At 48.6% G+C, this 26,177-nt stretch carries 25 protein-coding genes; 11 read left to right on the forward strand and 14 right to left on the reverse strand.

Annotation, left to right across the window (positions count from 1 at the left end):
* Nucleotides 1-24 precede the first annotated feature (24 nt).
* From G451_RS0113980 to G451_RS0114030, 11 genes are all read right to left on the reverse strand, one after another.
* Entirely contained in the window at nt 25-450 is a 426-nt protein-coding gene (locus tag G451_RS0113980; protein ID WP_027184747.1) for a hypothetical protein, read from the reverse strand.
* Nucleotides 451-521: 71 nt separating this feature from the next.
* On the reverse strand, nt 522-851 hold the full coding sequence (locus G451_RS0113985) for a hypothetical protein (protein ID WP_027184748.1): 330 nt from the start codon (nt 849-851) through the stop codon (nt 522-524).
* Between the two features lies 1 nt (nt 852).
* Nucleotides 853-1,596: a flagellar basal body-associated FliL family protein gene (locus G451_RS0113990; protein WP_027184749.1), complete on the reverse strand. Its 744-nt coding sequence runs from the start codon at nt 1,594-1,596 to the stop codon at nt 853-855.
* Nucleotides 1,597-1,658: 62 nt separating this feature from the next.
* Nucleotides 1,659-2,453 carry a FliA/WhiG family RNA polymerase sigma factor gene (locus G451_RS0113995; RefSeq protein ID WP_027184750.1) on the reverse strand — a complete coding sequence of 265 codons (795 nt, stop codon included), beginning with the start codon at nt 2,451-2,453 and terminating at the stop codon, nt 1,659-1,661.
* Nucleotides 2,395-3,222 carry a MinD/ParA family protein gene (locus tag G451_RS0114000; protein ID WP_027184751.1) on the reverse strand — a complete coding sequence of 276 codons (828 nt, stop codon included), beginning with the start codon at nt 3,220-3,222 and terminating at the stop codon, nt 2,395-2,397. Before G451_RS0114000 ends, G451_RS0113995 begins: the two co-directional genes overlap by 59 nt.
* 32 nt (nt 3,223-3,254) lie before the next feature.
* A complete protein-coding gene (locus G451_RS0114005) occupies nt 3,255-4,376 on the reverse strand; it encodes a flagellar biosynthesis protein FlhF (protein WP_027184752.1) in 1,122 nt (373 codons plus the stop codon).
* On the reverse strand, nt 4,366-6,468 hold the full coding sequence (flhA, locus tag G451_RS0114010) for a flagellar biosynthesis protein FlhA (protein ID WP_027184753.1): 2,103 nt from the start codon (nt 6,466-6,468) through the stop codon (nt 4,366-4,368). Before flhA ends, G451_RS0114005 begins: the two co-directional genes overlap by 11 nt.
* A 38-nt stretch (nt 6,469-6,506) precedes the next feature.
* Complete coding sequence (gene flhB / locus G451_RS0114015; RefSeq protein ID WP_027184754.1) at nt 6,507-7,580, reverse strand: flagellar biosynthesis protein FlhB; 1,074 nt, start codon at nt 7,578-7,580, stop codon at nt 6,507-6,509.
* Between the two features lie 47 nt (nt 7,581-7,627).
* Nucleotides 7,628-8,413 carry a flagellar biosynthetic protein FliR gene (gene fliR / locus G451_RS0114020; protein ID WP_027184755.1) on the reverse strand — a complete coding sequence of 262 codons (786 nt, stop codon included), beginning with the start codon at nt 8,411-8,413 and terminating at the stop codon, nt 7,628-7,630.
* A gap of 58 nt (nt 8,414-8,471) precedes the next feature.
* Nucleotides 8,472-9,329, reverse strand: a complete 858-nt coding sequence (locus G451_RS29495) for a M23 family metallopeptidase (RefSeq protein ID WP_169727882.1) — start codon at nt 9,327-9,329, stop codon at nt 8,472-8,474.
* A 174-nt stretch (nt 9,330-9,503) separates the two neighbouring features.
* Nucleotides 9,504-10,304 (reverse strand): tRNA lysidine(34) synthetase, encoded by an 801-nt coding sequence (locus G451_RS0114030; protein WP_034642333.1) that lies wholly within the window; start codon nt 10,302-10,304, stop codon nt 9,504-9,506.
* A gap of 215 nt (nt 10,305-10,519) precedes the next feature.
* On the opposite strand from G451_RS0114030, the gene G451_RS29500 reads away from it, so the two are divergent.
* Nucleotides 10,520-11,635: a sensor histidine kinase gene (locus tag G451_RS29500; RefSeq protein ID WP_169727883.1), complete on the forward strand. Its 1,116-nt coding sequence runs from the start codon at nt 10,520-10,522 to the stop codon at nt 11,633-11,635.
* A 22-nt stretch (nt 11,636-11,657) separates the two neighbouring features.
* Here G451_RS29500 and G451_RS0114040 read toward each other — a convergent pair whose 3' ends face one another.
* Nucleotides 11,658-12,254, reverse strand: a complete 597-nt coding sequence (locus G451_RS0114040) for a DUF429 domain-containing protein (RefSeq protein WP_027184757.1) — start codon at nt 12,252-12,254, stop codon at nt 11,658-11,660.
* Between the two features lie 147 nt (nt 12,255-12,401).
* Here G451_RS0114040 and G451_RS0114045 point away from each other — a divergent pair, with 147 nt between their 5' ends.
* Nucleotides 12,402-12,758 carry a DVU0772 family protein gene (locus tag G451_RS0114045; RefSeq protein WP_027184758.1) on the forward strand — a complete coding sequence of 119 codons (357 nt, stop codon included), beginning with the start codon at nt 12,402-12,404 and terminating at the stop codon, nt 12,756-12,758.
* A gap of 128 nt (nt 12,759-12,886) precedes the next feature.
* On the opposite strand, the gene G451_RS0114050 is transcribed toward G451_RS0114045, so the two are convergent.
* Complete coding sequence (locus tag G451_RS0114050) at nt 12,887-13,321, reverse strand: hypothetical protein (protein WP_027184759.1); 435 nt, start codon at nt 13,319-13,321, stop codon at nt 12,887-12,889.
* Nucleotides 13,322-13,431: 110 nt separating this feature from the next.
* Here G451_RS0114050 and G451_RS32850 point away from each other — a divergent pair, with 110 nt between their 5' ends.
* From G451_RS32850 to G451_RS0114085, 6 genes are all read left to right on the forward strand, one after another.
* Nucleotides 13,432-16,965 carry a response regulator gene (locus tag G451_RS32850; RefSeq protein ID WP_051261508.1) on the forward strand — a complete coding sequence of 1,178 codons (3,534 nt, stop codon included), beginning with the start codon at nt 13,432-13,434 and terminating at the stop codon, nt 16,963-16,965.
* Between the two features lie 10 nt (nt 16,966-16,975).
* A complete protein-coding gene (locus tag G451_RS0114060; RefSeq protein ID WP_027184760.1) occupies nt 16,976-17,896 on the forward strand; it encodes a diguanylate cyclase in 921 nt (306 codons plus the stop codon).
* A 290-nt stretch (nt 17,897-18,186) separates the two neighbouring features.
* The gene (locus G451_RS32855; RefSeq protein WP_156921639.1) at nt 18,187-19,308 is read left to right on the forward strand and encodes a methyl-accepting chemotaxis protein; all 1,122 of its coding nucleotides are present in this window, start codon (nt 18,187-18,189) and stop codon (nt 19,306-19,308) included.
* 14 nt (nt 19,309-19,322) lie between these two features.
* Entirely contained in the window at nt 19,323-19,844 is a 522-nt protein-coding gene (locus G451_RS35010) for a bacteriohemerythrin (protein ID WP_051261510.1), read from the forward strand.
* A gap of 228 nt (nt 19,845-20,072) precedes the next feature.
* Nucleotides 20,073-20,246, forward strand: a complete 174-nt coding sequence (locus tag G451_RS34150; RefSeq protein WP_156921641.1) for a hypothetical protein — start codon at nt 20,073-20,075, stop codon at nt 20,244-20,246.
* Nucleotides 20,247-20,726: 480 nt separating this feature from the next.
* Nucleotides 20,727-21,314, forward strand: coding sequence for a TetR/AcrR family transcriptional regulator (locus G451_RS0114085; protein WP_034642335.1), 588 nt, complete (start codon nt 20,727-20,729; stop codon nt 21,312-21,314).
* Between the two features lie 179 nt (nt 21,315-21,493).
* Here G451_RS0114085 and G451_RS29515 read toward each other — a convergent pair whose 3' ends face one another.
* The gene (locus G451_RS29515) at nt 21,494-22,138 is read right to left on the reverse strand and encodes a TetR/AcrR family transcriptional regulator (protein WP_245587823.1); all 645 of its coding nucleotides are present in this window, start codon (nt 22,136-22,138) and stop codon (nt 21,494-21,496) included.
* A 762-nt stretch (nt 22,139-22,900) separates the two neighbouring features.
* On the opposite strand from G451_RS29515, the gene G451_RS0114100 reads away from it, so the two are divergent.
* The 3 genes from G451_RS0114100 to G451_RS0114110 are packed head-to-tail and all read left to right on the forward strand — an operon-like array spanning nt 22,901 to nt 26,172.
* On the forward strand, nt 22,901-23,548 hold the full coding sequence (locus G451_RS0114100; protein WP_027184763.1) for a succinate dehydrogenase/fumarate reductase transmembrane subunit: 648 nt from the start codon (nt 22,901-22,903) through the stop codon (nt 23,546-23,548).
* 14 nt (nt 23,549-23,562) lie between these two features.
* Entirely contained in the window at nt 23,563-25,416 is a 1,854-nt protein-coding gene (locus G451_RS0114105; RefSeq protein WP_027184764.1) for a fumarate reductase flavoprotein subunit, read from the forward strand.
* A gap of 24 nt (nt 25,417-25,440) precedes the next feature.
* The gene (locus G451_RS0114110) at nt 25,441-26,172 is read left to right on the forward strand and encodes a fumarate reductase iron-sulfur subunit (RefSeq protein WP_027184765.1); all 732 of its coding nucleotides are present in this window, start codon (nt 25,441-25,443) and stop codon (nt 26,170-26,172) included.
* The last annotated feature ends 5 nt before the right edge of the window (nt 26,173-26,177 follow it).

Here is a 26,177-nt window from a genome sequence, read left to right on the forward strand (position 1 = left end):
TGTGCCTGTCCAGGCGTATAGGGATTATAATTCTCCTCGCGCCTGTTCGAGAATGAGTTCCACCTCGTCGCGGCTGAGTCCCGTCGCTTTGGCCAGGGTAGGAATGGATTGGCCACGTCGGTGCCCTGACACAATGATTTGGCGTAAAAACTGTGGAGACCGGCAGAATTCTTCGGCTTGTTTGAGAATTTCAAGGAGTCGGTCTCGTCGTTCTTCAAGTCGTTGATCAAGCTCCGCCAGTTCTGCCTGGCGTTGCCGGAACGACGCGACAAGCTCTTCTTCGATGCGCGAATTCAAATCGATCTTTTTCAAGAGCGAGGATTGATCGGTCTGAAGTTTGTTCAGGAGGTCTTCGGATTTGCGCAGTCGGACGAAGAAGAGAATGAGAAAAACCAGAATGACAAATTCTGACAGTGTAAGTAGCGAGATAAACCACGCATCAATGGACATAAGGGACATGAGGGGTATATTTCATGTTGACAGATATTTGGCAATAACTAATACATTGTTTGATTTACGAATCAGATGCGCAAATTGACAATATTGCCAGCCCAGGGTGCCGCGAACTGCGAGGTTGATTCTGCTCCATCCTCAGTCGGTGCTTCATGCTGTTGTGACATAGCGTGTTGGAATGCTTGGCCACTACCACCATCTTCCTTTTCGCCTTTCACTTTTTTCGATTCAGCTGATTCTTCAGCTTTTTGAATTTTAGAATGCTCTTTCTGCAACTTTTGTAAGGCAAATTGACCAGCCAGAACCTGCTGCATTTGGGGTTGAAGCAGCTCGGCGTTGAATACCGTTTGGGCATAGGGGAGCTGGTTGATCAGCGTCGGAATACTAATATTCGACATACTAGCGCACCACGTACTCCTCAATAAGAATGGTATCAAGCTGGCCTGTCGCAAGATATTGGTTCATCACGGTCAAAATATCCTGCTTGAGCGTTTGTGAATATTTATCGTTCGTCAGAAACACGAGATCCTTGTTCTTTAAATAATAATATACGGCATCGCGCAAGATAATATTTTTTTGTTTGATCTCTTCAACCAGATTGGGGTCGATTGTTTTCGAAGAAAACTTGAGACCAAGAATGCGTAATGGTCCTTTGGGATCACGCTGTTCAATGAGAAATGGTTCCAAGTCAACCGCATACTCCGGCGGAGGCGGTGGCGGAGGCGGTGGCGGAGTTGGTGTTTCGGCGGTTGCTTCTGTCCCTGTCGCCATCTCGGTCGGTGCTTCCGTCTCTGTGGGAGTATTTTCGTCGGATGACAAATCCGGTGGAGCTACGTCGATGGAAACAAAATTAAAATAATATGTCCCGGATCCAACGAGAAGAAGGAGGAGGGCAAGCAAAATGAGGAGAATCTTTTTTCGCTTCCAGAATGGAACCGGCGCTTTTTCCTCTTCGGGCTCAGGCTCTTCAACTTCAGGCTCTTCCGGTTCTGGCTCCTCCTCCTCTTCTTCAAGAAAGGGAGCATCGTCCAAGTCAAGCTCGACTTTTTGCAAAGATTTTGGCGACTCTTCGCTGAGTTCGCTATCGTCGAGTTTGGCTTTGGTGAGTTCGTCGTCGGACAAAGGAAAGTCGTCGTCTGCCATGATGTGTACCGTCTGTTATTCGGTCTGCCGCGTCCGATGCGGGATTGGACTGCGGTACGGGGTCATGTCGACGAAATGCCGTGTTGCGCCTGGAATTTCGCTTTGAGCTTCGAGAGGGCCTGGGAATGGAGTTGGGATACCCGGCCTTCGGTTATGCCCATCACTTCCGATGTTTCCCGCATGTTGAGCTCTTCGCCGTAATAGAGGGAAAGAACAAGTTTTTCCCGTGGCGTGAGTTCGTCGATGAGATGGGCAAGTTTTTCAACAAGCTCTTTAAATGCCGCATAGGTATACGGCTCGTTGTCGCCTTGGCCTTTTTTGAAGGACGATACATTCTCTGTTATGGAATCAAGGCTCACACAGAGCTGATTCTGGAGTGCTTCGAGTCCTTCTGTGACTTCTTTCTCTGAAAATCCCGTCAGCTCGGACAATTTTTCAATATTTGGCGGCCCCTGATTCTTATTCTCAATTGTACGAATGGCCTCTTCAAGCGTGCGTATGCGTTGTCGCAGACTGCGTGAGAACCAATCCATTCGTCGTAAATCATCGAGCATAGCCCCTTTGATGCGATTTTCGGCATATGTCTCGAATTTAATGCCAAGTTCGGGGTTGAATCGCCCTAGAGCCTCCATAAGACCCAATGCTCCGGCGCTGATCAACTCGTTAAGCTCGATGCTTTGGGGAAGTTTACTCTTTAAACGTAGAGCGAGAATTTTGATTTTCGGCGAGTAGTGAGCGACGATTTCCTGCCGCTGCCGAAGATCAAACTCTTCCCACGGCGTTTCGCCGCTTTCGAGTTTAGACCAGGGACTGCTCTTGGAAGAGGAGCTTTTTCCAGAAGAATTTAATGTTGCCATCGAGCTTGGAGGCCACTTCCCATGAAGTAATCTGTTTGGCTATTTCCTGTATGTTTCGACTTGCCGGTGACTCTGGGGCCTCGTAATAAAAGGGCACTTGATTCAGTACCGACGTTCGTACTTCGGGATCACTTGGTATGTATCCTACAAAATCAAGGGATATACCGCTCAAAAAGTGGTCGCATGCCAAGTAAAGCTTTTCATAGACAAGCTTTGCTTCTTTCGCATTGGGGACCATGTTGACCAGTACTCGAAACCGGTTCACGTCATGATTCAAATGCATGACTTTCACGAGCGCATAGGCGTCGGTAAGCGAAGTCGGTTCTGTTGTCAAAACAAGGATACGTTCCCGAGCAGCCAAGTTGAAATAAAGCACGTTGTCGTTGATGCCTGCCCCTGTATCAACAATAAGATAATTAATCTTTCCTTCAAGGTAATCCATTGCTTCCAATAAATCCAGTTTTTGTCCGGTAGAAAGCGTCAACATGTCACTTACACCGGAAGACGCTGGAAGAATGGAGAAACCATAAGGCGTTTCAAACAGAATTTGTTTGATATCCATACCGTCGTGAAACAGATGGAAAAGATTGTACTTGGGAGCCAAGCCAAGCAGAACATCAACGTTTGCCAGGCCAAGGTCGGCGTCCAGGAGCACGACTTTATGTCCCATTTCACTGAGAGCACAGGCGAGATTGACGGAAATGTTGGTCTTACCAACACCGCCCTTGCCTGATGTGACTGAAAAAACGAGTGGGAGATCCATATGCATGGTGACGTCCTTTGTTGTACGGCGCTGCCCAGTTAGCAGGCCGTCTCGCCGGCATCAACGCTTTGTGTGTCTGGAAGCTGATGTTTGAAAATAAGCTTCCAGAACGTATTACTTTCCGCGGGCGCCAGGGTATTCTTCAAGCCAGGACCGAAACCGAGCGCCGAAGCCGGAAGACCGGTGACAAAGGCCATATTGATGAGGCTGCCAAAGCAACATGACTCGTCGAGTTTCGTCCAGATAAGACTGGAAAGCATTGAAGTCTGATATTTTTTGGCAAATGTCTTGAGCTGATTCGGGGCATAGTAGGGGTTGAGGACGAGATGAACGCAAAAATCTTCGCTATTGATGCCGCGCTCTTCAAGCCAGACGTCAAGTGTTTGACGGGCAACCATGCCAGGCAGATCAAAAAAAATCTTGTCGAATTCGTCTTGGCGCGACAGTAAATCTTGAAAATCGTCAGCCCCGTGAAATTCCTCGAAACGCAGCCCGGAAAGATCAGCATAATGTCGAAGAATAAGGCGGCCTTTTCCCTGGCTGGCGTCGGCGTTGACAAGACACACTCGAGCGCTTGGGTTGTCACGGTGGTATTTCAACGCGAGCCGTAGCATGGTGGTTGTTTTACCAGCACCATGTGGGCCAGCCAAAGCGTGCATTTTTTGGGGCCATTGTTCGTCGGTAAAACCGCGAATACCGACAAGACGCCCCAAAACAGGGAGAACTGAAGCTTCAGCATCATACTGAATTTCTCGAAAGATAGTCAGAATGACATTGAGGTCAACACCTTCACGTTCAAGATACTCTAATGCAAGACGCTGCCTGGGGCTCAGTTGGTCGAGGTTGATCTGTGGTTTGATAAGCGCCAAAAGGTGTTCACGGATTTCCAGCCATTCCGTATGCCAGTCACCAAAACCGACTTGCCGTTGACGCCGCCGTGGCGGGTCATTCCGGGTTTCAGTCGGTGGTGGAACAATCGGTCGAGACACGCCAGGCGCTGGTTGCGCTGGCGTGTCCAAGGCGGCCATGATTTCGCAAATATTCTGACCATCCTGTACAACCGTTTGATTGCTGAGAATGACGGCTTCCGGACCAAGCTCACTTTTAATCCGGGAAAGAACCGCTTTGGCGTCGGGACCGCGAAAGGTCTTAACCCGCATTTGGTAATCCTATGTTTGCCAAAGATTGCAATCGAATCTCCGCCGGAATCTCCGCTTGGGAGACTACGGGCAAGTTGGGAATGAACCTGCTCAACAGCTGAGACAGGTGGGGCCTCACAACAGGAGATGTCAATAGCACCGGTTGGCCGTCTGTTACAAGCGCGTTTTCCACGGCTTTGTTGACAGATTGGATAATAGATTGCGCTAATTTGGGCTCCATGGCCAAATACGCGCCATGATCAGTCTGTCGAATACTTTCTTGTAACGCTTTTTCAACAGCGGGTGACAGGTTGAGAATAGGCAAAGTGCCGTCACTGCCGAGATACGGTTTGACAATCGTTCGGCCCATACGGCTTCTAACGTATTCCGTTAATTGATCCGGGTCTTTGATCGATGGACCATAGTCGGACATGGTTTCCACGATGGTCAGCAAGTCTCGAACGGAGACGTTTTCTTTGACGAGATTCTGCAGAATTTTTTGTACTGTTCCAAGAGACAAAATGCCGGGAACAAGCTCTTCCACGGCTTTGGGGGCGCGTTTGGAGAGATTGTCGAGCAGTTCCTGTGTTTCTTGACGGCCAAGAAATTCGTGCAGATTGCGACGGAACACCTCGGTCAGGTGCGTTGCGATAACCGTCGACGGATCGACCACGGTGTATCCGGCGAGCATGGCTTCTTCTTTCTGCGACGCAGGAATCCAAATCGCGGGCAAGTTGAAGGCCGGTTCGCGTGTTTCCACACCCTGGATGCGATGTTTGGCATCGCCCGGGTCCATTGCGAGGTAATGATCGATAAGGATTTCAGCGGAAGCAACCTCGTTGCCTTTGATCAGTACCGTATATTGACCGGGACGTAATTGGAGGTTGTCGCGCAAGTGCAGCGAAGGCACGACTATCCCCATATCCAGTGCGAATTGACGCCGAATTGACCGGATACGCGCCAACAGGTTGCCGTCCTGATCTTCGTCAACCAGCGGGATAAGGCCATAACCGACTTCGAGTTCGAGCAGATCAAGCGGCAGCAAAGCTTGAACTTCGGCAGGTGTTTCAAGTTCCGGAATCGGCGAGGCCTCGGCTTGAGCCATTTGCTCTTCGGTTTCTTGATGAAAGCGTGCGGTGATACTGGCCAGAAAGAAGAGCAGGCCACTCAAGCACAAGAACGGAATCGTCGGCATGCCCGGGATGATACCAAAAATAATCAGCATACCCGAGACCAGGCGTAATGCTTTGGGATGGTAGGTCAATTGGGCAAGAAATTCTTCACCCATTTTGGCTTCGGAGGCGGCACGTGAAACGATGAAACCGGCCGATGTGGAGATGATGATGGACGGGATAATAGAGACGAGCCCGTCACCGATGGTCAGCAGGGTATAGGTTTGTGCGGCGTCCTGCCAACTCATGCCATTTTGCAGCACCCCGATGAGGAAGCCACCGACAATGTTGATGCCGGTAATCATGATGGTGGCCGTGACGTCCCCCTGAACAAACTTGCCCGCACCGTCCATGGCACCGTAGAAGTCGGCTTCTTTACGTAGCGTGTTACGTCGACGAGTTGCTTCCGGTTCGTCGATGAGGCCGGCGTTAAGGTCGGCTTCAATCGCCATCTGTTTCCCAGGCATGGCATCCAAGGTAAAGCGGGCTGCAACTTCAGCGATACGAGTTGTACCGGAAACGATAACCTTTTTGTTCAACGAGAACAAAATGAGAAAGATGACACAACCGATGATGTAGTTCCCGCCGACAACGAATTGTCCGAAGGACTGAATGACCTCACCGGCCGCTTGAGGGCCTTCGTCGCCGTGCAGCAGAATGAGACGTGTCGAGGCGACGTTCAATGCCAGTCGCATCAAAGTGGTGACGAGCAAAAGTGACGGGTAGATGGAAAATTCCAGCGGTGATTTCATAAACATGGTTGTGACGAGAACAACCAGGCTTGTTGAAATCGACAGCGTCAACATCATATCGATAAAGAGGGGTGGAATGGGGATGAGCATCACGAATAAAATGACGATCACACCACCGGCAAGCAGGATATCGCCTTGCTTGGCAAACTGCTGGTAATTGAATCTTGGCGCCGTTTTCGCTTGAGACATATTTTTGACACCTCGTAGGTTTCCGGGCAGATGGTCCGTTATTTCTTTCTACGCTTGAATTTCGCGAGCTGAGAGAGAATGACGGCCACGGCCTGGTAGAGCTCTTCAGGGATAATATCCCCAATTTGTACACTCTTATACAAGGCTTGTGCCAAAGCTTTGTTTTCTCGGATAGGAACGTTGTTTTCTCGAGCGATTTCTTTGATGCGCTCGGCGAGGTGATCCACCCCTTTGGCGACGACCAGCGGAGCAGGTGCTATGAGCGGATTATATTGTAAGGCTACAGCGAAATGCGTGGGGTTGGTGATGATGACGTCGGCTTTGGGAACCTGTTCCATCATGCGTTTTTGCATCATCTCCATCATTTTTTGCCGCTGCTGAGCTTTGATTTGCGGGTCGCCTTCCAATTGTTTTCGCTCGTCTTTGACCTCGTCTTTACTCATTTTTAAGTCTTCACTGTATTTCCAGAATGCATAGATTGTATCGACGATAGCGAGAAGAATCAGAGGGATGAACGTATAGGCAACCATGATGAAGCCGGTCCAAAGGATATACTGCGCGATAGCGGAGGCGTTTTGATAAAACAGGGGAAGGATATTGTTGAATTCGCGTTTGAGAACAATATACGGAGCGATGGCGATGATTGCAGCTTGGAAAAATTGTTTTCCCATTCGAATGATATTTTCAGGGCTGATGAAGAGTCTCTTCAATCCCGCCATAGGATTCAGCACTTTCCCGAACTTGGGTTGCATATTTTTTGTTGTCCAAAGTTGACCGACTTGCAGACGAACGAGAAAATATGCCGCAAAAGCAATGGGAATGAGAATAGGAAGGACAAGAAAAGCAATTTTCTGGGATGAGTAAAGAAAAAATTGGTAGACTATTTCTTTGTTGATCGAAGTTGTAAACGAGTCCCTCCAAAAAAAGTGCCAGAGCTCATAAAACTGTTTGTACATGAACGGAATAGCATAATAACACGCAATCGTTCCGATGATAAGCACGCCGGTTTTCGGCATGTCTTGGCTTTTGGCGACCGAGCCGTCACTGCGCGCTTTTTTACGACGCTTATCTGTGGCTTTTTCTGTTTTGCTCGGATCCTGTTGGCCAAACATGGTAATTGTCTCTTGCCGGGCACTTTCAGCGCTCGGGAGGATTGAGGTTAGGGGGCGGAGGAAAGTCGGAAAATGGTGTGATACATGGGGCCGAGATCAATGATGTAATCGGCGACGTAACGCCCCATGATCGAGAAAACAAGTGTAAGAAATAAAAAGCCGACTCCGATTTTGAGAGGAAAACCGACAAAAAGGACATTCATTTGAGGAGCCGCCCGTGCGACCAGCGCCAAGGCAAGGTCGACAAGAAAAGTGGCAACAACAACAGGCGCTGCAATTTGTACGGCGACGACAAAAATAAGCCCGGAGAATTCAAGCAGACGTTCACCAAGAATGGGATTGATGAAAAGTCCACCGGGAGGAACAAGCTGGAAACTTTGCGCCAAGGCTTGAAGTAAGTAGAGATGTCCGTTGAATGATAAAAACAGCAATACAGTGACCTGATAGAGGTAGTGTGCCGTAATCGCTTCTGATGTTCCGGTCATGGGGTCAATGACATTCATCATGGAAAATCCCATTTGAAACCCCATGAGTTGTCCTCCTGTTTGCACGGCGGCGAAGAGAAAACGAACAATAATATCAAGCACAAGACCGAGAATAACTTCACCAAGCAGCATCAGAACGAGATCGAATGGGTGGGCTGGCATCACAGTTCCCGGAAACGAAAGTTGTGGCCAGACTGCAAGCGAGAGAATGAAACACGCGGCAGCTTTGACAAGGTTGGGAACGTTGCTTGCTCCGAAAAACGGCAACATGAAAACGATAATGCTGATACGCATTGCCGTTAGAAGAAAGCTAAAAAATTCTTGCGGATTAAAGTGGAACAGGTCCATGACTAATCCTTAAGCAAAGTGCGGGCCAGACTCGCGGAAAAGACCACGTGAATTCGTTTCATGAGGCCGAGTCGTCGGTTGTTTCCAGGTTGGGTACGGACGGTGTTGTGGCCTGTTCTTTAATGAAATAGAGCGGGTTGACAGGAAGTCCTGCATAAACAATTTCGTAATGCAGGTGAGGTCCGGTGCTTTTGCCGGAGTTGCCGACAAAACCGATAAGTCCTCCCGGCTTGACGGTTTCTCCTTGCTCAACAAGAATTTTGTCGAGATGCCCATATGTTGTCGTGAGACCGCGTTTATGGCGAATGATAATAATGGCGCCGTATTCCGGATCAACACCGGCATATATGACAACGCCTTGCGCAGGGGCAATGATCGGCGTTCCGAGAGGCGCACTGATATCGAGTCCCTTGTGAAATTCGTTTTTCCCCGTAAATGGAGACAATCGAGGTCCAAATGGTGATGTGACGCGTCCTTTGGCGGGCCATCGCCTTGGGGTAGCCTCCATAAAAGCGTCGGCAAGAGAAAGCGTCGCCGATATCCTCGTTTGATCTACGGGAACAAGATTGGGTTCCATAACGACGTTGCGCAAAAACGTGTTGGCGTCTTCAGACAAGGTTTCCTGAAAGGATAAAGTCAACCCATCGGGACTACCAGTCTGTTTTGACGTATGCGCAATCTGAGCGGGGCTTTGATTGGCAAGCTGACGTAATGTCGAATCAAAATGGCGTACGCGTATGAGATCGTCTTCGAGTCGTTCTATCTTGTCATTGAGGCCTATCAGTTGTCGTTTCTGATCCTGGCTGACATGCTGCATAAAGGCGAGCTCTTCTTGCTCCGCGTCGAACTTGGTCAGCTTATTATACAAAACGACATTTAACGCGACAATCCCGGCAAACACCAGGACGAGCAACATAAAGAATCGTATATGAAGCCGCGCGGGGCGCATTGTCGGATCGTTTTCCGAGAATATGAAAAATCTATAGGGCTTAAACATGATATTCGGGGGTTGAACGGTTGCGTCTATGGCTGATTCCGTACGCACACTGTGAAAAAGACCTCTGGTCCCGTCAAGCTGTTTTGTCGAGACTTATGAGGATGTCGTCTCATCGGGCGGCGTCTTTTCCCTGGGAACAAGGTGTTTCGCAAGTTGCCATTTGCGCAAGGCGTTATAAACATTTGTTCTCTTTCTCGGTGCCTGGTGAAAAACATCTTCAAGCCAGTTTTCGACATCCGAGCGGGTTGACGAATGAGCCGACGGGCATACGTTTTCGGTGACAGGAAGTTCCCAGGCTCGTGCGGCCTTGATAATCATGGGTTTTTCAACGAGCAGCATGGGGCGAATGACCTGGAGGCGACCGTGGAAAAACGGTTCCGTTGCCGACATGCCGTCGACACGGCCAGTTTGGAACAGGTTCATAAAAAATGTGGACACGAGATCGGTTGCCGTGTGGCCAAAAGCCAGATGCGTCAAATTGTATTGACGACAGAGAGCAAACAAACGTTTGCGGCGCAACATTCCGCAGTAAAAACAGGCCGAATTTTTTTTGTTCTCATCACTGTGCGCTCGTGGACCGAAATCCGTAATTTCAACATGGGCAGACAGGCCGAGTTCTCCGGTGAGACCAAGCAACGCTTCATGTGCTTTGGGATCAAAGCCCGGGTTGATATGGAGGACCATAAGCTCATGAAAAAATGGGAGAATGCGGCGGCGAAGCCACATCACATAAAGGAGAACCAGGGAGTCAACGCCACCGGACACGGCGAGCCCGATGCGTGAACCGGGAGACAGCATACGCGTATCGAGCATGAGTTTCCCTGTTTTGCCGAGGCAATATTTTTGAGCATAGTTGAGACGTTTCAAGTCGGGAATACGGTTTTTCTTGATCATACGGCAAGGCTTCTTCATTATTAGGATAAGCGAGGGGGTTGAACTGTTGGATGATTGGTCTTTCGTGCAGGGGAAGGGGCATGAAAGCGTTGGTTTTGTCAAGTCCGATGTTTTAATGTCATGTCAGCAACGTGCACATCATCATGAAGCGGTGAGCGGAATCAAAACTCGCGATTTATTTTTTGACGATGGAACATGCGGGAGTACATGAAATCATGACGCTTTTTGACGGAATCATTATTGACAGCATTTTGCACAGCCTGCCGGTTGGTATTTTGGTTATTGATCACGGTGGAGACATCTCGACGCTCAATCGAGCCGCGTGCACGTTGTTGGGCTATCACCAGGATCAACTCATGGGCAAAGGGTGGGGCGAAATTTTTTTCGAGGACGACCGGAATAACGAGTTCAACCAAGTCTTTCTTGATGTCATTATGCATGAACGTGTTGGTCTCCAACGTGAAGTTCCGTATGTCGACCCGGAGGGCAATCAACACTATTTTTCCGTGACAAGTTCATTTCACAGCCAAGACAACACGGTGCTGGGTATCATTTTTCTTATACATGATGTCACGGAGCTGAATCGTGTCAAAGAGAAAGAGACACAAATGTTGCGTGAAAAAAGCAGATTGCAAGAACACCGGATTCAAAGTCTTAATCATCTGGCCTCATCGGTTGCCCACCAAATCAGAAATCCTGTTTTCACCATTGCCGGCTTTGCCAATCGCCTGCAAAAGCAGTTGAACGAACGTCATGTGGAATCGGCCTATCCTGGAATCATCGTCGAGGAGGCAAAACGTCTGGAGCGTATAGTCAAAGTTGTCGGCCGCTTTGCCTCGTTGATTCCGAAAGATTTGACCGACGTACGATTAAGCGTACTTGTTGATCAGGCGGTCGAAACAGTGGGCGCACGAGCGCGTGAACTTGATAAAGACTTGACCGTGCTTACCGACCTCAATGAGATCATGGTGCGGGTGGATGCTGATCTTTTTCCCTCCGTGTTTGAGGAATTTCTGTTAAATAGCCTTGATTTTTGTCCCGAGCCCGCAATCAAGGTCGAATTGAGTGCATCGCAGGAAAATGGAGATATTATTATATCTATGTGTGACAACGGTCCCGGACTCGATCCGGCGAACCAGGACTTTGTTTTTGATCCCTTTTATACCACAAAATCCGATGGAGTGGGGATGGGATTGACTGTCGCTCGTGAGATTGTCTTGGGACATCAGGGGGAAATTGCGATGACCAATGCCGACAACGGTGGTGTTCAATTGGTCGTGCAGCTTCGCAATACGTTTGATTTCGTTTCTGCCCAGGCATCGTTAACCTAACATCTTCGGCAGTGGCAACGTCCTATCGTGGGACATCGTTTCCTTCGTGCAGCGGAACAATAATTTCTCCTTCCGGATCGCCGCGACCGAAGGCTTGCGTACGCCCTTGATGGTGAAGCAGGCCAACAGCAGCACAACACATGGCATCAAGCTGATCGGCCTTGTCACGTTTACTCAATAGTCTGACCGGCACATGGAGAGTCAACTCCGCATCCAACACAGTATAGACGGCTGTAGGAAAGACTTCGATGACGTGTGCCGGATTGTTAATTTTGGAAGTGAAGTCTTGAAACAGGGTGAAACTGTTACGCATCCATTCGAGCTTGGCGAGGCGTGGTGTATCGTCGGCTTTGGGTGACCACTGAATACGTACTCCGAGGTTTCGTACAAGTTCGCGTTCACACTCACGACCAGACGGGCCTGGTTTGGGAGCTGTCGGCATGCGGGGGCCATCAATGGCAACAACGAAGTTTGTTCCGTATTTGGCAATCAGAGCATCTGCAAGCCCCACCGCCGGTCTTCCTGTATCCAATTGAATGATGGTCCCGTTGAGGTCTGCCACAGCCACTGTCTGTCCTTTGCGGTTGGCGGCGACATCAATACCGATGGCGTATATCATAGTGTTCCTGTATGCCCTTTTTCTTTGTCAGTTTGGTCAAGAATGGTGACGAGAAGAAAAAAATATCGTAGTATTCAATGTATGCATAGAGTTGGCGACATGACGCGGCATGTCGTTTTTGTCAATAAACGCCTGTCTGGAGGTTGTATGAGCGATACAATGCAAGAATGCAAAACGTGGTTGAACGAAGTGAATTGGGACATGGTGCATGAAGATGCAGTGACCATGTATCTTGAATGGGGAAATAACAATTTTCATGATCTGGTTCGGCGTCCTGTCGTTTCCAGAGATGAATACTCGATTTACTTTGTTGTTAATACGTGGGATGAGCCGAAAGTCGTACTGATGAAAATGAATAACTATGGCTCGACAACGTTATGTGAGAAGAAACTTCCCGCCGATATGGGGAAGCGATTTATGGAACAAAACGGCGAATTGCGTGGTATTTTTGAATTGAATGACGAAGTGAAGGACTGGCTCATGAAAGAGCTGGGCCAAGCATAATAGAGTACATATATTCCATTCAAAAGGGACGCCGAGCGTCCCTTTTGTATTTTGCATAGAGAGTTTTCAGTTTATTGGAGAAAGAGTGCAAAATACGAAGCAATCCCTGGAAAATTGTTTCGTCTGCATCACGAAATATTTACAGAAGCCCGTCTATGGAGAGCATATTCGAACAGCGTGGACACATATTGAGTCCATTTTTCATTCGATGTGCTGCATCGGCAATAGAAAAGATCGGCTTCCAGCGTCTCGATCGAATATATGCAACAAAAATTTCCTGGCCGCATCGGCAATACCGCTTTGTCATAATCTCTACCTCCCAGTTGAAACTGCCAGCGTGAGCCTTTTCGGCGCAACGGCAAAAGCATCCACAGTGAAAAAATGTCATTTTCTTTGTTACATATTTTCACAGAAAATCCAGAAAAAAACGTTGCAGAACGATAAAGTTGTTTCGTTTGAACTTCTGTTTTTGACAATATGATGACTTTATTGTCTTTTTCTGTGTTCTTTCGAGGCGTGTCTTTCAGTAACTGATTTTTTACAGGCACATTCGCCAAAAGCATGCTATACCCTGGTATCGGTCTCTCTGGCGTTCCGGTTACATCTGGAGTGAGTTTTTTGGGATCACGGCACTGCAGAAAGAACGCTTGGTTCTCATGATAAGGGGTTTGGCATGTTTTTTTCGAGTATTCAATCCCGCTTACTTGCTGCGTTTTTGGCTGTTGCTGCTGTTGCTGTATTCTCGACGATTGTGGGTTGGGTGTCTGTCGCCGGAACAAAAAATCGGACAGCGTACATTGTCTCCACAGCTTTGCCTGCGGTGATCGATTCTCAGTTGCTATCCAGAAAAATTAGCGACGTTGCACAACTTGCTGGCGATCTCATTTTTGTTTCAACACAGGACGAGCGAAAACGTATTATTTCATCTCTTGAAGAGCACGTATCGACCATTGAACAATACCGGCAGGAGCTGGAGCGCATTGGGTTTTCCACGCAGGCAGTCACACAGCTCAAAGGTGCTGTTGCCACAATGCAGCAGAATGTTGCCCATCAAAACGATTTGTCATCTCAGGCTATTACCAGCAGACAACAATTTGAGGAGCTGCTTGCCGCGACACGAACGAAACATTCCCAATTTATTCAGGCTGCCGAAAATCGAGTCGCAACACTCGCGGCAGATAACCAATTCGAAATTTCCTTTGGTGATAGGGATGGGGGGCAAACATCAACGGATCGAACACATCGCTACACAGGGGATTGGCCATCACTCGAACGACTCGATAAAACCGCCACCCTTGTTCAAAAGGCGCTTGGTGATCTTTCGTCAGAAGAGCTCAAATCCATTCTCGCTTTAACGATGGCTGTCCATATGGCCGCCGGTTTATACAACGAACTCGATGGAGCAACATCTCAGGATGCATTGGCTCGTATGCAATTACGATTTGAACGTATCGACTCCATTGCGACAAAGCATATGGAGATACTTCAACCCATTGCAGGGAATTCTGATATTATTGCCGAAGCGAGTGACTTTTTTTCTGCAGGGCGCAATTTGAAGAACGTTTTTACAATGCGCTCCATTGCGTTGAGTGCTCGGTCGTATGCGTTGGACTACGCCAAAGAAAATCGTACTGTTGTGCAACAAACTGCCGAGCTCATCGATGCGATGACAGTGACTGCACGCACAGATGCGCAACAGGCAGCGGCACAATTACACTCCAGCTTGAACCGGGCACAATTTTTTCAAACATCGACAGCAGTCTTGGCGCTTTTTGTCACGGTGTTTATCGGGTTCGGATATGTTCGAGGCAATGTACTGAAACGATTATTGAATCTTCGGCGCGTTATGCGATTCCAATCAACGGGAACAGATGTTCCCATTCCGGTTGAAGGCGATGACGAGCTTGGAGATATGGCAGCGGCTTTGCGTATTTTTGTTGATGAACGACGACAAGCCGAGATTCAGCTTCGTCAAGCAATGGAAGAGGCTGAAAATGCAACCCTGGCGAAGAGTCGCTTCTTGGCGAATATGAGCCATGAAATACGGACACCGATCAACGGTATTATGGGGATGAGCCAAATTCTCGAACGGACTGAACTGACAGCACAGCAGCACGATTATATTCATAAAGTATTTATTTCCGCCAAAACCCTCTTGATGCTTGTCAATGACATTCTCGATTTCTCAAAAATTGAAGCTGGTCGGCTCGAACTTGAGCAAACCGAATTTTCCTTGGATGAGCTTTTAGATGGATTGACCGATACTGTTGGTGTCAAGGCTTCGGACAAGGGCGTAGAATTACTGATTGATATTGATCCGAAAGCTCCGCACAGGCTTCTTGGAGATCCTTTGCGATTGGGACAGGTGCTCATGAATCTCGTTTCCAATGCCGTCAAGTTCACGGATGAGGGGGACATTGTGGTTGCTGCCCATCTCTGCAGCAATACCGAATCGCGTCCAGGTTATGTTTGTTTGCGATTTTCCGTAAAGGATACCGGCATAGGAATCGATGCTTCACAGCGGGAAAAAGTTTTCGATTCGTTCAGTCAAGCCGATGCTTCGACAACACGACGTTACGGTGGGACTGGACTCGGCCTCTCCATCTGTAAAAACCTTGTGGAGATTATGGGCGGAGAAATTGCTGTAGAATCAACACCGGGACATGGGAGTTTGTTTTATTTTGATATTGAACTCATGAGAGCGGATTTAAGTGGGAGTGCAATAGGACCTGACGTACCTGATTTTTCGATGCGTACTGCACTTATCGTGGATGACAACCCAACTGCTATCAAAATATTTGTATCCATGCTTGAACCGACCGGTATGCGTGTTCTGGTCGCTCATGGAGGCCAGGAGGCGGTGGATATTCTTGAGCAGCTGGCTGATGAAAATAGTCATGTTGATATTGTGCTCATGGACTGGAGAATGCCGGACATGGACGGTATCGCTACAATGGAATCGATTGCCGTATCGTCTCGACTCCAAGTTGTCCCAACCGTCTTGATGATAACGGCGTTTGGTAATGACGAGGTACTCAAAAAAGCGCGTGCAGTCGGCATGTCCGGGGTGGTGCGTAAACCCGTCCGCTCGGCTGTTTTATTTTCGACTATAGCCGACGTGTTGGACGCGAAGTCCTGGGACGAAGTCGGTGGTGGCGCTGCCCGCTATGCCAAAATAAGCTTTCGAGATGATTTTCGTGGGTATCGGATTCTTCTTGTCGAAGACAACGATATTAATCGAGAGGTTGCTCGTTTCATGCTTGAAGGCGCCGGGGTGGACGTGGAGACGGCTACGAATGGACGAGATGCTATAGAACTCGTGACGTCATCGCGTTTTGATCTTGTGCTTATGGATATTCAGATGCCGGAAATGGACGGCCTGACGGCGGTTAAGCTTATCCGACAAGATCCGAATTATAGGAACCTCCCCATCGTCGCTATGACCGCGCACGCATTGGCGGAGGATCACGCAAAGAGCCTTGAAGCCGGAATGAATGATCATCTTGTGAAACCGGTTGAATATGATGCGCTTTATGCCATGCTGGAAAAATGGCTTGATCGGACAACCGGAGCACAGCGCGCATCCTTCTCGTCAGATGAGCACGAAGAGCGGGATGATTTGGGACATCTCCCAGGAATCAACGTAGAACGAGCATTATCGCGTTTTGGTGGGAATCAGGCTAAATTGCGGCACTTACTCGTCGATTTTTTTGAAGAAAATCTTGGTGTCGTTGAAGACTTGTCGGCGGCCCGACAAGAGGCTCGTTTCGACGACATTGGACGTATGGCACACACTGTCAAGTCGACAGCCGGTTTATTAGGAGCTGAGTCCGCGTCCCGAGCGGCTGGAGAGTTGGAACAGGCTATCCGTAAAGGGGACACGGTATATATCGATATATCCCTTGACCGGTTTGGTAAGGCGCTTCAAACTGTATTGACGGGGTTGGCTGGTGTGCACCGGACAAAGCCTGAGAGCGCCGCAACATTTTCTCAAGATCGAGCTCGGGAGCTGCTCGTGCAACTTGAACCGTATATTGCGTCGTCCGACGCACGGGCCATGGCAATTCTCGATGAACTTGAAGCCATGTGCGTGGATACGACTTATGCCAGAATGGTGCGTGCTGTGCGCGAGCATTTCAACGATTTGGAGATTGATGCGGCTCTGGAAGGGGTCGGCGTACTGACGCAGGCATTGCAGTACGCATGAGGAGGAGCTCATGCATGATGAAGAATATACGATTTTAATCGTAGACGATGAATACATCAATCGTGTGGCTTTGGCCGAGCTTCTTACACCGTATTATCGCGTCATTTTAGCAAAAAACGGCGATCAAGCCATGGAGTTGGCAACTTCGGCAGCTCGACCAGACTTGATCCTGCTTGATGTCGTCATGCCGGAACAATCGGGATATGATGTGTTGCGAAGACTCCGTAATGAAGAGCGGACCAAGGATATTCCGGTCATTTTCGTGACCGCTCTTTCTGGCGACGACGATGAAGAAAAAGGGCTTCTGCTGGGGGCTGTCGATTATATTGTGAAGCCATTTCGGCCAGCCATTGTTCGTGCTCGAGTTCGCAATCATCTACACTCTGTGCGAATGCGAAAAGAGCTGGAACAGCTCGTGAATCGGGACGGGTTGACGGAAATTGCTAACCGTCGGCATTTTGATATATTTTTGGATAAGGCTTGGCGACATGCACAACGTTCTGAAGAGCCTCTTTCTGTTATTTTGCTCGATGTTGACCATTTTAAAAAATACAATGATCATTATGGACACGGTGCTGGCGATGAAGCATTGAAAAAACTCGCGGGTGTACTCGAATCGTCGGTGCGTCGGCCATACGATCTGGCTGCACGATACGGAGGGGAAGAATTCGCTGTTATCTTACCCAATACCGATGCGCTCTCCGCACAAGGTCGTGCAGAAACCATTCGCACAGCTATTTATAATCTTCATATTGACCATGTCGCGTCGCCAACGAACACCGTTTTAACGGTCTCTCTCGGTGGCGCAACGCTACCACCACTTCCATCTCCCAATACGATTGATACATTCTTGAAAAGGGTCGACGCAAGTTTGTACGATGCCAAGCGAAATGGCCGTAACACTGTTGCATGGAATGCTGAAACATTATGATAAAGAGCACCAACGCCCTCCGTACATATTCCATCGTGCTTTGAAACCTCTCCTCTTTTGGTTCGACATTGCTGAGTCATACCTTTGGCATATTTGTATGTCCAATGTGTTTGGCTATCTTTAGGTCGGTATAGCGGAGACAGAGAAGAGGCTTTTTCGATCTTTTCTTTTTTTTCATTCTGGTCCATATTTTAGATGGCTTTAGCAGATTGTATGATGACGTTGGTCGGTTGTATGTGATTAACGAATCAATGCTTCGTATATGGAGTTTGGGAAAAGGTATCATTGATATGCAACATCAAGTCTCAATTGTGATTATCCAAGGTCTTGTCGCACTTGGTGCTCTTGCGAGTACAATTGTGAGCGTCGTAAATCAAGGAGTGAATATTGCTTCAATTATTTCGTTAGGTGTTACGCTGTTGGCTTTTTTTGAGATATTCATCGTCCATCGTGTTGTATTTTCTCCAGTTCACAGCGTGATATCGCTTTTTAAAAAAGATGAAACGCGTTCTATATCTGATATTCGAGTGCGTATTAAAGAGTATATTGATGAGATTCAAAGTTTGAAGCTGTATGCACAGCAATGTAAAAGCGATCTTGATGATTTTGTGCAAAAAGCCGATGATGCTGTCCATCAAGCCGAAGCAGCTTCTCAGATGGCCGAAACTTCTCGAATCGAAGGCATGATGGATGCAGCAAGTCGTTTGGAGTCTGTTGTACAACGGATATCCATGACGTCTGAACACGTTTCGTCGCATATGGCCCGCATTATGGACGGAGCATACCTGCAACGCGACCGGTTGCATGAAACGTCTGTTGCTATGGACGAGATGAATAGCGCTATTGGCGAGGTCTCACATGGAGCTATCGAAGCGGCTGTGAGTGTAGAGCAGGCCAAAGGAGTTGCTGAAGATTCCGCTGAAGTTGTGGTGAAGTCGAAAAACGCCATCACCAAGGTGAATGACGTCGCATTGACTTTAAAAAGGGATATGGCCCAGCTTGGCGAGCGCGCCCAGATGATTGATCAAGTCATCAATCTTATTAATGATATTGCCGACCAGACAAACTTGTTGGCTCTGAATGCCGCTATTGAAGCAGCCAGAGCAGGTGAAGCCGGGCGTGGATTTGCCGTTGTTGCTGACGAGGTACGAAAACTTGCTGAAAAAACCATGTCGGCGACGCGTGAGGTCAGTTCAAGTATTACGGCTATTCAGGAGGCTGTTGCCGCGAATGTCGGTTTGATGGATAAAACGGTCGAGTTGGTAAATGATGCCTCGGAGTTGGCTGGACGTTCCGGAGACGCGGCTCGAGATATTTTGCTTCATGCCGAAAATAATGCCTCAAAAATTGCAGATATGGCTGCTGCTACCGAAGAGCAAACGGCCTCTGCCGCCGGTATAACAAAGCGATAAACGAAGTTCGTGAGGTGGCCGTCGAGATAGCGGAGAATGTTCACGAAACAAGTGAAAGTATCGGTGAACTGGGTGAATTGGCCGTTCAGCTTGGAGAGCTTATTTGCGATATGAAAACATCGGGGGACGACTCCCTCGTGACCTGGAACAGCACCTTGGGTGTTGGTGTGCGGCAAATCGATGAGCAACACATGGTACTTGTTGAACTGCTGAACTCTCTGTATGCCGCTATGAAGTCAGGGCAGGGGGAGGCCGTCTTGTCCGGACTGTTGGACGACCTGGTTCAGTATACGGTCTACCATTTTGATACGGAAGAGAAGCTCATGGACCGCTATAGCTACCCTGATAAGCCGGCGCACCGCAAAGAGCATGAGGCGCTGAAGAAACAGGTTGCAGACTTCGTCGAGCAATTCAAAAGTGGAAAAGTTCCCATGTCGAATGATATTCTTCATTTTCTGAAAAGTTGGGTTGTGAACCATATTAAACGATCCGACAAAAGATATGGTCCTTTTTTCAATCAAAAAGGACTTGTATAAAACTTTTCACCGCTTTGGTGGAGGGCTCGAAAGAGCCCTTTTTTACTGGAATACTCACATGATATTGTTAAAAATGTCTCTTGGTTTCATTGACAAGCCTTGTGTCACTTTTCTTGTGAAAAAAGAACTGGACAAGGCGGAGTGAAGGCATTACAGCTCGTTTTGTACCGATTGGTTGGCTGACCAACCAATCGGTAGGCGCAACCCAAACCAACCAAGAGAGTACACATGTTGACGGGAATGGATACAACCCATGAACGGGTTTTACCGATGGCCCGGATTTTTCATGGTGAAAGCCCGACGTATGCTGAGCCTGTTGATGCGGTATTGAAAACCTGTGAAGACAAGCCAGGGCCATTTTGCCATTATTTCAAGTCCAAAGACATCGCATTTGAGGCGTAGAGCGGTGCGTTGGCCTATGAAGTTTCAGACGATGAACGATAGAATATTAATTTATTCAGGCGTTGCGATTGATGCTGGTGTGGCGCACCAGGAACAATCACAATGTGTTATACGCCTTTTTCAAAAGCAAACGTGACTGCAAAAAAGACTGGACACAGTTTGGTTGACCAACTAAACTGTGTCCAGGTTGATTGTTTAAGTGAGGTCGCTTCGTGCTGCCGGCGTTCCCCCGACGCTTGAGCTTGGCAATCAATCACACTCCACGCAGCCGCACATTACCTCCCTTCGGTGATGGCGACATCCCCCCTAAAGGCTTATGGTCCCCCACCATAAGCCTTTCTTTTTCTCGCGTGGGTTTTGTCAGAACACTGCGATTTATTTGTGCTTTTGACGATTCAACTGGACATTGATCGTTGAATCGGTTAGGGCCGATGACAGTGTGTAATGGCTTGATGCTGAAGTGAAACGACGAGGTTCGTAATGTCGGAACATGTGGAAACACCAAAAGAAAAGATTCTCCGGACAGCGCAAGAGCTGTTTGGCGAGTATGGCTACTCCGGAACGACGTTCAAGAAAATTGCAGAGCGGGCCGGGATTACTTTGGGATTGATCAGTCACCATTTTGGTTCCAAAGAAAATCTCTATATTCTCAGTAGTCTCAATGTCTTGGAGCAAGTGGAAGTTCGTATTGTCGAGGCGGTGTCGCAAGCCGAGAACGGATATGAAGCTGTTGAAAATTTTTTGAGGGCTTATTTCGATTGCTCTGTTGACCCCACCTTCAACTTTAAAATTTTGGTAAGCTGCTCACCATATAACGATATCAAGGATGAGATCAATAAAGACGAAGTGACCAACAAGTTTGAGCAACTCATTCATATGCTTGCTAAGTATATTATCTTGGGGATGCAGGATGGGAGTATTCGAGAATGTGAGTCCATGCGGACAGCGGATATTATTTTTGCAACAATTGTTGGTTCTGTGCGTACGCGATTGCTTTCGCCGTTCTCATGGGACGGATTTTATCGTGATGTCATCCTATTTATCTGTGATCGTCTCAAGAAGGAATGAGAATATCATACGCAGAGCAAGTCTTTACTGATTGTTTCAACCCAATATCTCGCTGTAGACATACATGCTGTACGGTGATGAAACGTCATTTTTCTCGATTATCATATTGAAAAAAGGGCACGATGCATAATAAAAGCGGCCGCAAAAAAACGACCGCTTTTATTATGCTGTCAGGAAGGCTAGTCTTGGTGTTTGCGATACAGTCGGGTCGTACGTGGGAGAGGTTTCTTATCGGAAGTGGTTTCAATGCTGCGGATGATGAACTCAAGCGCTTCATCATAAATATTGGTGAGTTGAAAAGGAGCGAGGACGGTCGTGCGGATAGCGCCGACCATGGTGCTATAAATGAGAAAAGCTGTTTCTTCGACGGGCAGGTCTCGAATGGTACCATCGCGCATGCCGCGAATGATGAAATACTGCAGATCTTCAATGAATTCGCGGAATTTTTCAGCGATCGGTGCCTTGTCTATTTGGGGTTCTCCGTCACTGTACGGAGAGCAGCGAATGAGAATTTTGAAACGAGAGGTTTCTTGCTGTGTAAACTCAAAGTAGACTTGGACAAATGTGCGAACATTGTCGAGTCCTGTGTCGGTTTGCTTGATCTCAGTCATGACCTTTTCGAACAGTGAATCCACAAGATCAAAGCCTGCAGTCAAAAACAGATTTTCTTTACTTTTATAGTAATGAAAGACGAGGCCAAACGCGACTCCGGCTTTATCCGCAACCATTTTCATGGTTGTTCCCGAATAGCCGTATTCGCCAAAGACCTCTTGGGCTGAACGCAGTATGGCTTCCTTTTTTGAAATGGAATCCTTTTTGGACATGTTTTCGTCTCTCTCCTCGTCGCAGGCACTGCAATGGCCTGGTGCAAAAAAGAACTTTATTTCAACCCATGACGGGCATTGAACACGATACGATAAACTATCGATAGCTCGTCGTCGCTCCAAGGGCAAGACTATGGACAAAATTGAGTTGCGAATCAATATAAAATTTCCCGCCGGTGCAAAGCGGTTTTAAATATAACAACACGGAAACAATGATAGTTTTATTAAAATTGTGAACCATTTGTGTGTGAGGTCTTAAAAACAAGACACTTTTTGATTGACTAATCAACCTGGGCTTGCTAGTTTTATGTCGGGTTAGGGTTGTTCCTTTGGGTTCGGGGCGAGTGCTGTCATTGACTATGCGGCGACCGCCGGAGTTTCGGTGGTCGCGTCGCCCAAAGCTGGTTGGGGCGTTCTTTTGTCGTGATGGAAGTATTGTCATGTGCAGTCTCCGAACTGGAGAAGTCAGCAGTGCTTGTCTGTTGCGGCAAAGAAAGAATCTCACACAATGGGTTTCCTCCCATTTGTCTTTGAAAATACTCAGAAAGGTGATGTCGTTGACGCTTCATGTTCGGTTGTGTGTGAACCAAATCGAGCAAGAAGACGGAAGCGATCTTAAGCAGCAATTTTGAGGAAGCCATACGGTTGGCTTGACGGTGGGGTATTGCCTTCGGCGCACGGTGCTGTCGAAGGAGAGGGATTGTTTTGACGTTCGTTTCAAAAAACGCGGTGCACTGTGTGCCGCAAAGCGGAGGTGTGCGTATGTCTTTGGAAGCAGCGATACACGTTACTCGTCCCTCCAAACGGGACGCCTACCTCGACTGGACACAAATGCTCAGCGGGGCGGTACTGATTCTTTTTATGTGGTCGCACATGATTCTTGTGTCTTCGGTTGTCATTGGGCCTGGAGCCATGAACGCTCTGGCGTACTTTTTTGAAGCGACCTACATGGCACAAGCTGGCGGGCCCATAATCTTTTTAATTTTTTTACTGCATTTTCTGCTGGCGGCGCGCAAAATTCCGTTTCGTTCCGATGGTGTTAAAATTGCCGTTGGACATGCTAGAATGCTCAACCATCGCGACACGTGGTTATGGCTTGTTCAGGTCATCACCGCGCTGGTCATCCTGGTTCTGGGTGCCATCCATATGTGGGTTGTGTTGACGGATTTACCCATTACGGCTGCAAAGTCGGCCGCGCGCATGCAGAAAGCCCCGTGGTTTCTTTTTTATCTCATCCTACTTCCTATGGTCGAAATGCATGTTTCCGTTGGATTCTATCGCATTGGTGTGAAGTGGGGATTCATCACGTCCGGGAATAGGGATAAAGCCAAAAAGTTTGAATATACCTTGTTTGGCATCTTTATGTTCATCGGCATCATCACCCTGATTCGTTTTGTAACGTTAGGCTAACGAGGCGAGATACCATGCAGACCTATTATTCCGATCTTCTCGTTATCGGTGCGGGACTGGCGGGCGAGCGCATTGCCGTCGAGTCGGCCGACGCCGGTTTCGATGTCATCGTATTGTCCATTGTTCCTGCCAGGCGCTCCCACTCTTCAGCCGCTCAGGGCGGTATGCAAGCTGCTCTTGGCAACTCCGCTATGGGCGAAGGCGACAATCCCGATGTCCACTTTGCCGACACCGTCAAAGGTTCGGACTGGGGATGCGACCAGGAAGTCGCTCGTATGTTCGCCGACACGGCCCCGATTGAAATGCGCCGTTTGGCGCATTGGGGTGTGCCTTGGAACCGTGTTGTTCCCGGCAAGTCCTTTTATTTCAAGGGCGGGGAAAAATTTGAAAAAGTCGAGAAAGAAGAAAAAGCCGGTTTGATTACGGCTCGCAGCTTCGGCGGCACGGCCAAGTGGCGTACCTGTTATACGTCGGATGGCACAGGGCATGCCGTTATGTGCACCATGGATAACCGTTGTGCTCAGCTCGGTATTGATGTGCGAGACAGAAAAGAAGCCATAAGCCTGATCCATGATGGCGAAACATGCTTCGGTGCTATCGTTCGTTGCCTGCGTACCGGCAAGCTTGAAGTCTATCTTTCTAAAGCGACCGCCGTCTGTACTGGTGGTTTCGGACGTATTTATAAAGCCACGACTAATGCGGTCATTTGCGATGGTGGCGGTCACATTATTGCGCATGATACCGGCGTTGTCCCTGTCGGGAACCCTGAAGCCATTCAATTCCACCCGACCGGTATCGTTCCCACGGATATTCTGGTGACAGAAGGGTGTCGCGGTGACGGCGGAACCTTGCTCGACGTCAATGAAGAACGGTTCATGCAAATCTATGAGCCGGACAAGGCCGAACTTGCTTCGCGTGACGTTGTCTCTCGATGGATGACGCACCACATGCGCCAGGGCAAAGGCGTCAAGAGCGCATATGGTGAACACCTCTGGCTTGATATTCGTCATTTGGGTGATCAGCATATTTCGACCAAGCTGCGCGAAGTCGACGAAATCTGTCACTATTTTCTGGGAGTCGATCCCCGGACACAGCTTATCCCGGTGCGCCCCACGCAGCACTATACCATGGCCGGTATCCGCACCAATAAAGACGGCGCAGTCTATGGCCTGAAAGGGTTGTACGCAGCCGGTGAAGTTGCCTGCTGGGATATGCATGGTTTCAACCGTTTGGGCGGCAACTCGTTGGCCGAAACCGTTGTTGCTGGTGGTATTATCGGAGCCAAAGTCGCCGAATACCTCAAAGGCTGTGAAACCGTCTTCAAAACTGAACTCGTCAAGCAGGCCCTTAACAAGCAGGAAGAACGCATTGCCGACCTGATTTCCGGGAAAAATGGCAAAGAAGATGTCTACAGTGTGCGCGGAGAACTCCAGGATGCACTGATGGAAGGATGCTTCGTCTTCCGGAACGGCAAAGACTTGGAAGCCTGTGTGACCAAGTTACAAGGTGTTCTGGAACGCTCCAAGCATGTCGGTTTGCGCTCCAACGGTATCGGTGCCAACCATGAGCTTGCTGCAGCTCTCAAAGTCCATGGACAAGTCAAGTTGGGGATGTGCATCGCCAAAGCTGCACTGGAACGTACGGAATCACGTGGCAGCCATACCCGCGAAGATTATCCCGAGCGCAATGACCAGGATTGGCTCAACCGCACGTTGGCCTATTGGCCCGAAGGCGCGGATATGCCCGATCTGAAGTACGAGGACGCCTCGCCCGTTTTTGAATTGCCTCCTGGCGATCGCGGCTACGGCGGTGGGAAGATCATCCCGGCCGATCCCGAGATGGTCAAATCCAAGACCATTACCAAGTAACTCGACAACGCTGGGGAAACGGCCATGAACAGAGAGCTTCAATTCAATATCTTTCGTTATAATCCGCAGGATCCAAACTCGGTTCCGCACATGCAGAAGTTTTCGCTGAACGAAACCGAGAACATGACCCTTTTTATTGCCCTCAATCGGTTGCGCGAAGAGCAGGACCCGTCGCTTATTTTCGACTTCTGCTGCCGTGCCGGTATCTGTGGTGCATGTGCCATGGTCATCAACGGTCGGCCTGGTCTGGCGTGTCAGACGAAGACTAAAGAAATGCACCCGGAAATTACGTTGCTTCCGTTGCCTGTGTATAAACTCGTTGGTGACTTGTCCGTTGATACTGGGGTTTGGTTCCGTGAAATGTACAGTAAGGTTGAATCCTGGGTACATACATCCACAGTCTTCGATCCGGCCGCAGAAGAAGAACGTATGGACAACTCCGTTGCCGAACAGGTTTACGAACTTGAACGCTGCATCGAATGCGGATGCTGTGTTGCCGCTTGCGGAACAGCACGCTTGCGTGACGACTTCTTGGGCGCAGCATCACTCAACCGGATTGCTCGTTTTGTTGTCGATCCTCGGGATCAGCGCTCGGATAAAGAGTACTTTGAAGTAATCGGCAATGATAACGGTATCTTTGGATGTATGGGCCTTTTGGCTTGCGAGGATGTGTGCCCCAAACAGTTGCCGCTGCAGAACCAACTGGGCTTTCTGCGTCGTAAAATGGGCATTACCGCCATCAAGAGCATTTTTTAGGCATG

Source organism: Desulfovibrio inopinatus DSM 10711 (assembly GCF_000429305.1).
Classification (GTDB): Bacteria; Desulfobacterota; Desulfovibrionia; order Desulfovibrionales; family Desulfovibrionaceae; genus Alteridesulfovibrio; species Alteridesulfovibrio inopinatus.

What these genes read in the sequence shown, in the direction of transcription:
- G451_RS0113980 (WP_027184747.1), bottom strand. Translation starts at nt 450, where the DNA reads ATGTCCATTGATGCGTGGTTTATCTCGCTACTTACACTGTCAGAATTT.
- G451_RS0113985 (WP_027184748.1), bottom strand. Translation starts at nt 851, where the DNA reads ATGTCGAATATTAGTATTCCGACGCTGATCAACCAGCTCCCCTATGCC.
- G451_RS0113990 (WP_027184749.1), bottom strand. Translation starts at nt 1,596, where the DNA reads ATGGCAGACGACGACTTTCCTTTGTCCGACGACGAACTCACCAAAGCC.
- G451_RS0113995 (WP_027184750.1), bottom strand. Translation starts at nt 2,453, where the DNA reads ATGGCAACATTAAATTCTTCTGGAAAAAGCTCCTCTTCCAAGAGCAGT.
- G451_RS0114000 (WP_027184751.1), bottom strand. Translation starts at nt 3,222, where the DNA reads ATGCATATGGATCTCCCACTCGTTTTTTCAGTCACATCAGGCAAGGGC.
- G451_RS0114005 (WP_027184752.1), bottom strand. Translation starts at nt 4,376, where the DNA reads ATGCGGGTTAAGACCTTTCGCGGTCCCGACGCCAAAGCGGTTCTTTCC.
- flhA (WP_027184753.1), bottom strand. Translation starts at nt 6,468, where the DNA reads ATGTCTCAAGCGAAAACGGCGCCAAGATTCAATTACCAGCAGTTTGCC.
- flhB (WP_027184754.1), bottom strand. Translation starts at nt 7,580, where the DNA reads ATGTTTGGCCAACAGGATCCGAGCAAAACAGAAAAAGCCACAGATAAG.
- fliR (WP_027184755.1), bottom strand. Translation starts at nt 8,413, where the DNA reads ATGGACCTGTTCCACTTTAATCCGCAAGAATTTTTTAGCTTTCTTCTA.
- G451_RS29495 (WP_169727882.1), bottom strand. Translation starts at nt 9,329, where the DNA reads ATGTTGCTCGTCCTGGTGTTTGCCGGGATTGTCGCGTTAAATGTCGTT.
- G451_RS0114030 (WP_034642333.1), bottom strand. Translation starts at nt 10,304, where the DNA reads ATGATCAAGAAAAACCGTATTCCCGACTTGAAACGTCTCAACTATGCT.
- G451_RS29500 (WP_169727883.1), top strand. Translation starts at nt 10,520, where the DNA reads ATGACGCTTTTTGACGGAATCATTATTGACAGCATTTTGCACAGCCTG.
- G451_RS0114040 (WP_027184757.1), bottom strand. Translation starts at nt 12,254, where the DNA reads ATGATATACGCCATCGGTATTGATGTCGCCGCCAACCGCAAAGGACAG.
- G451_RS0114045 (WP_027184758.1), top strand. Translation starts at nt 12,402, where the DNA reads ATGAGCGATACAATGCAAGAATGCAAAACGTGGTTGAACGAAGTGAAT.
- G451_RS0114050 (WP_027184759.1), bottom strand. Translation starts at nt 13,321, where the DNA reads ATGCTTTTGGCGAATGTGCCTGTAAAAAATCAGTTACTGAAAGACACG.
- G451_RS32850 (WP_051261508.1), top strand. Translation starts at nt 13,432, where the DNA reads ATGTTTTTTTCGAGTATTCAATCCCGCTTACTTGCTGCGTTTTTGGCT.
- G451_RS0114060 (WP_027184760.1), top strand. Translation starts at nt 16,976, where the DNA reads ATGCATGATGAAGAATATACGATTTTAATCGTAGACGATGAATACATC.
- G451_RS32855 (WP_156921639.1), top strand. Translation starts at nt 18,187, where the DNA reads ATGCAACATCAAGTCTCAATTGTGATTATCCAAGGTCTTGTCGCACTT.
- G451_RS34150 (WP_156921641.1), top strand. Translation starts at nt 20,073, where the DNA reads ATGTTGACGGGAATGGATACAACCCATGAACGGGTTTTACCGATGGCC.
- G451_RS0114085 (WP_034642335.1), top strand. Translation starts at nt 20,727, where the DNA reads ATGTCGGAACATGTGGAAACACCAAAAGAAAAGATTCTCCGGACAGCG.
- G451_RS29515 (WP_245587823.1), bottom strand. Translation starts at nt 22,138, where the DNA reads ATGTCCAAAAAGGATTCCATTTCAAAAAAGGAAGCCATACTGCGTTCA.
- G451_RS0114100 (WP_027184763.1), top strand. Translation starts at nt 22,901, where the DNA reads ATGTCTTTGGAAGCAGCGATACACGTTACTCGTCCCTCCAAACGGGAC.
- G451_RS0114105 (WP_027184764.1), top strand. Translation starts at nt 23,563, where the DNA reads ATGCAGACCTATTATTCCGATCTTCTCGTTATCGGTGCGGGACTGGCG.
- G451_RS0114110 (WP_027184765.1), top strand. Translation starts at nt 25,441, where the DNA reads ATGAACAGAGAGCTTCAATTCAATATCTTTCGTTATAATCCGCAGGAT.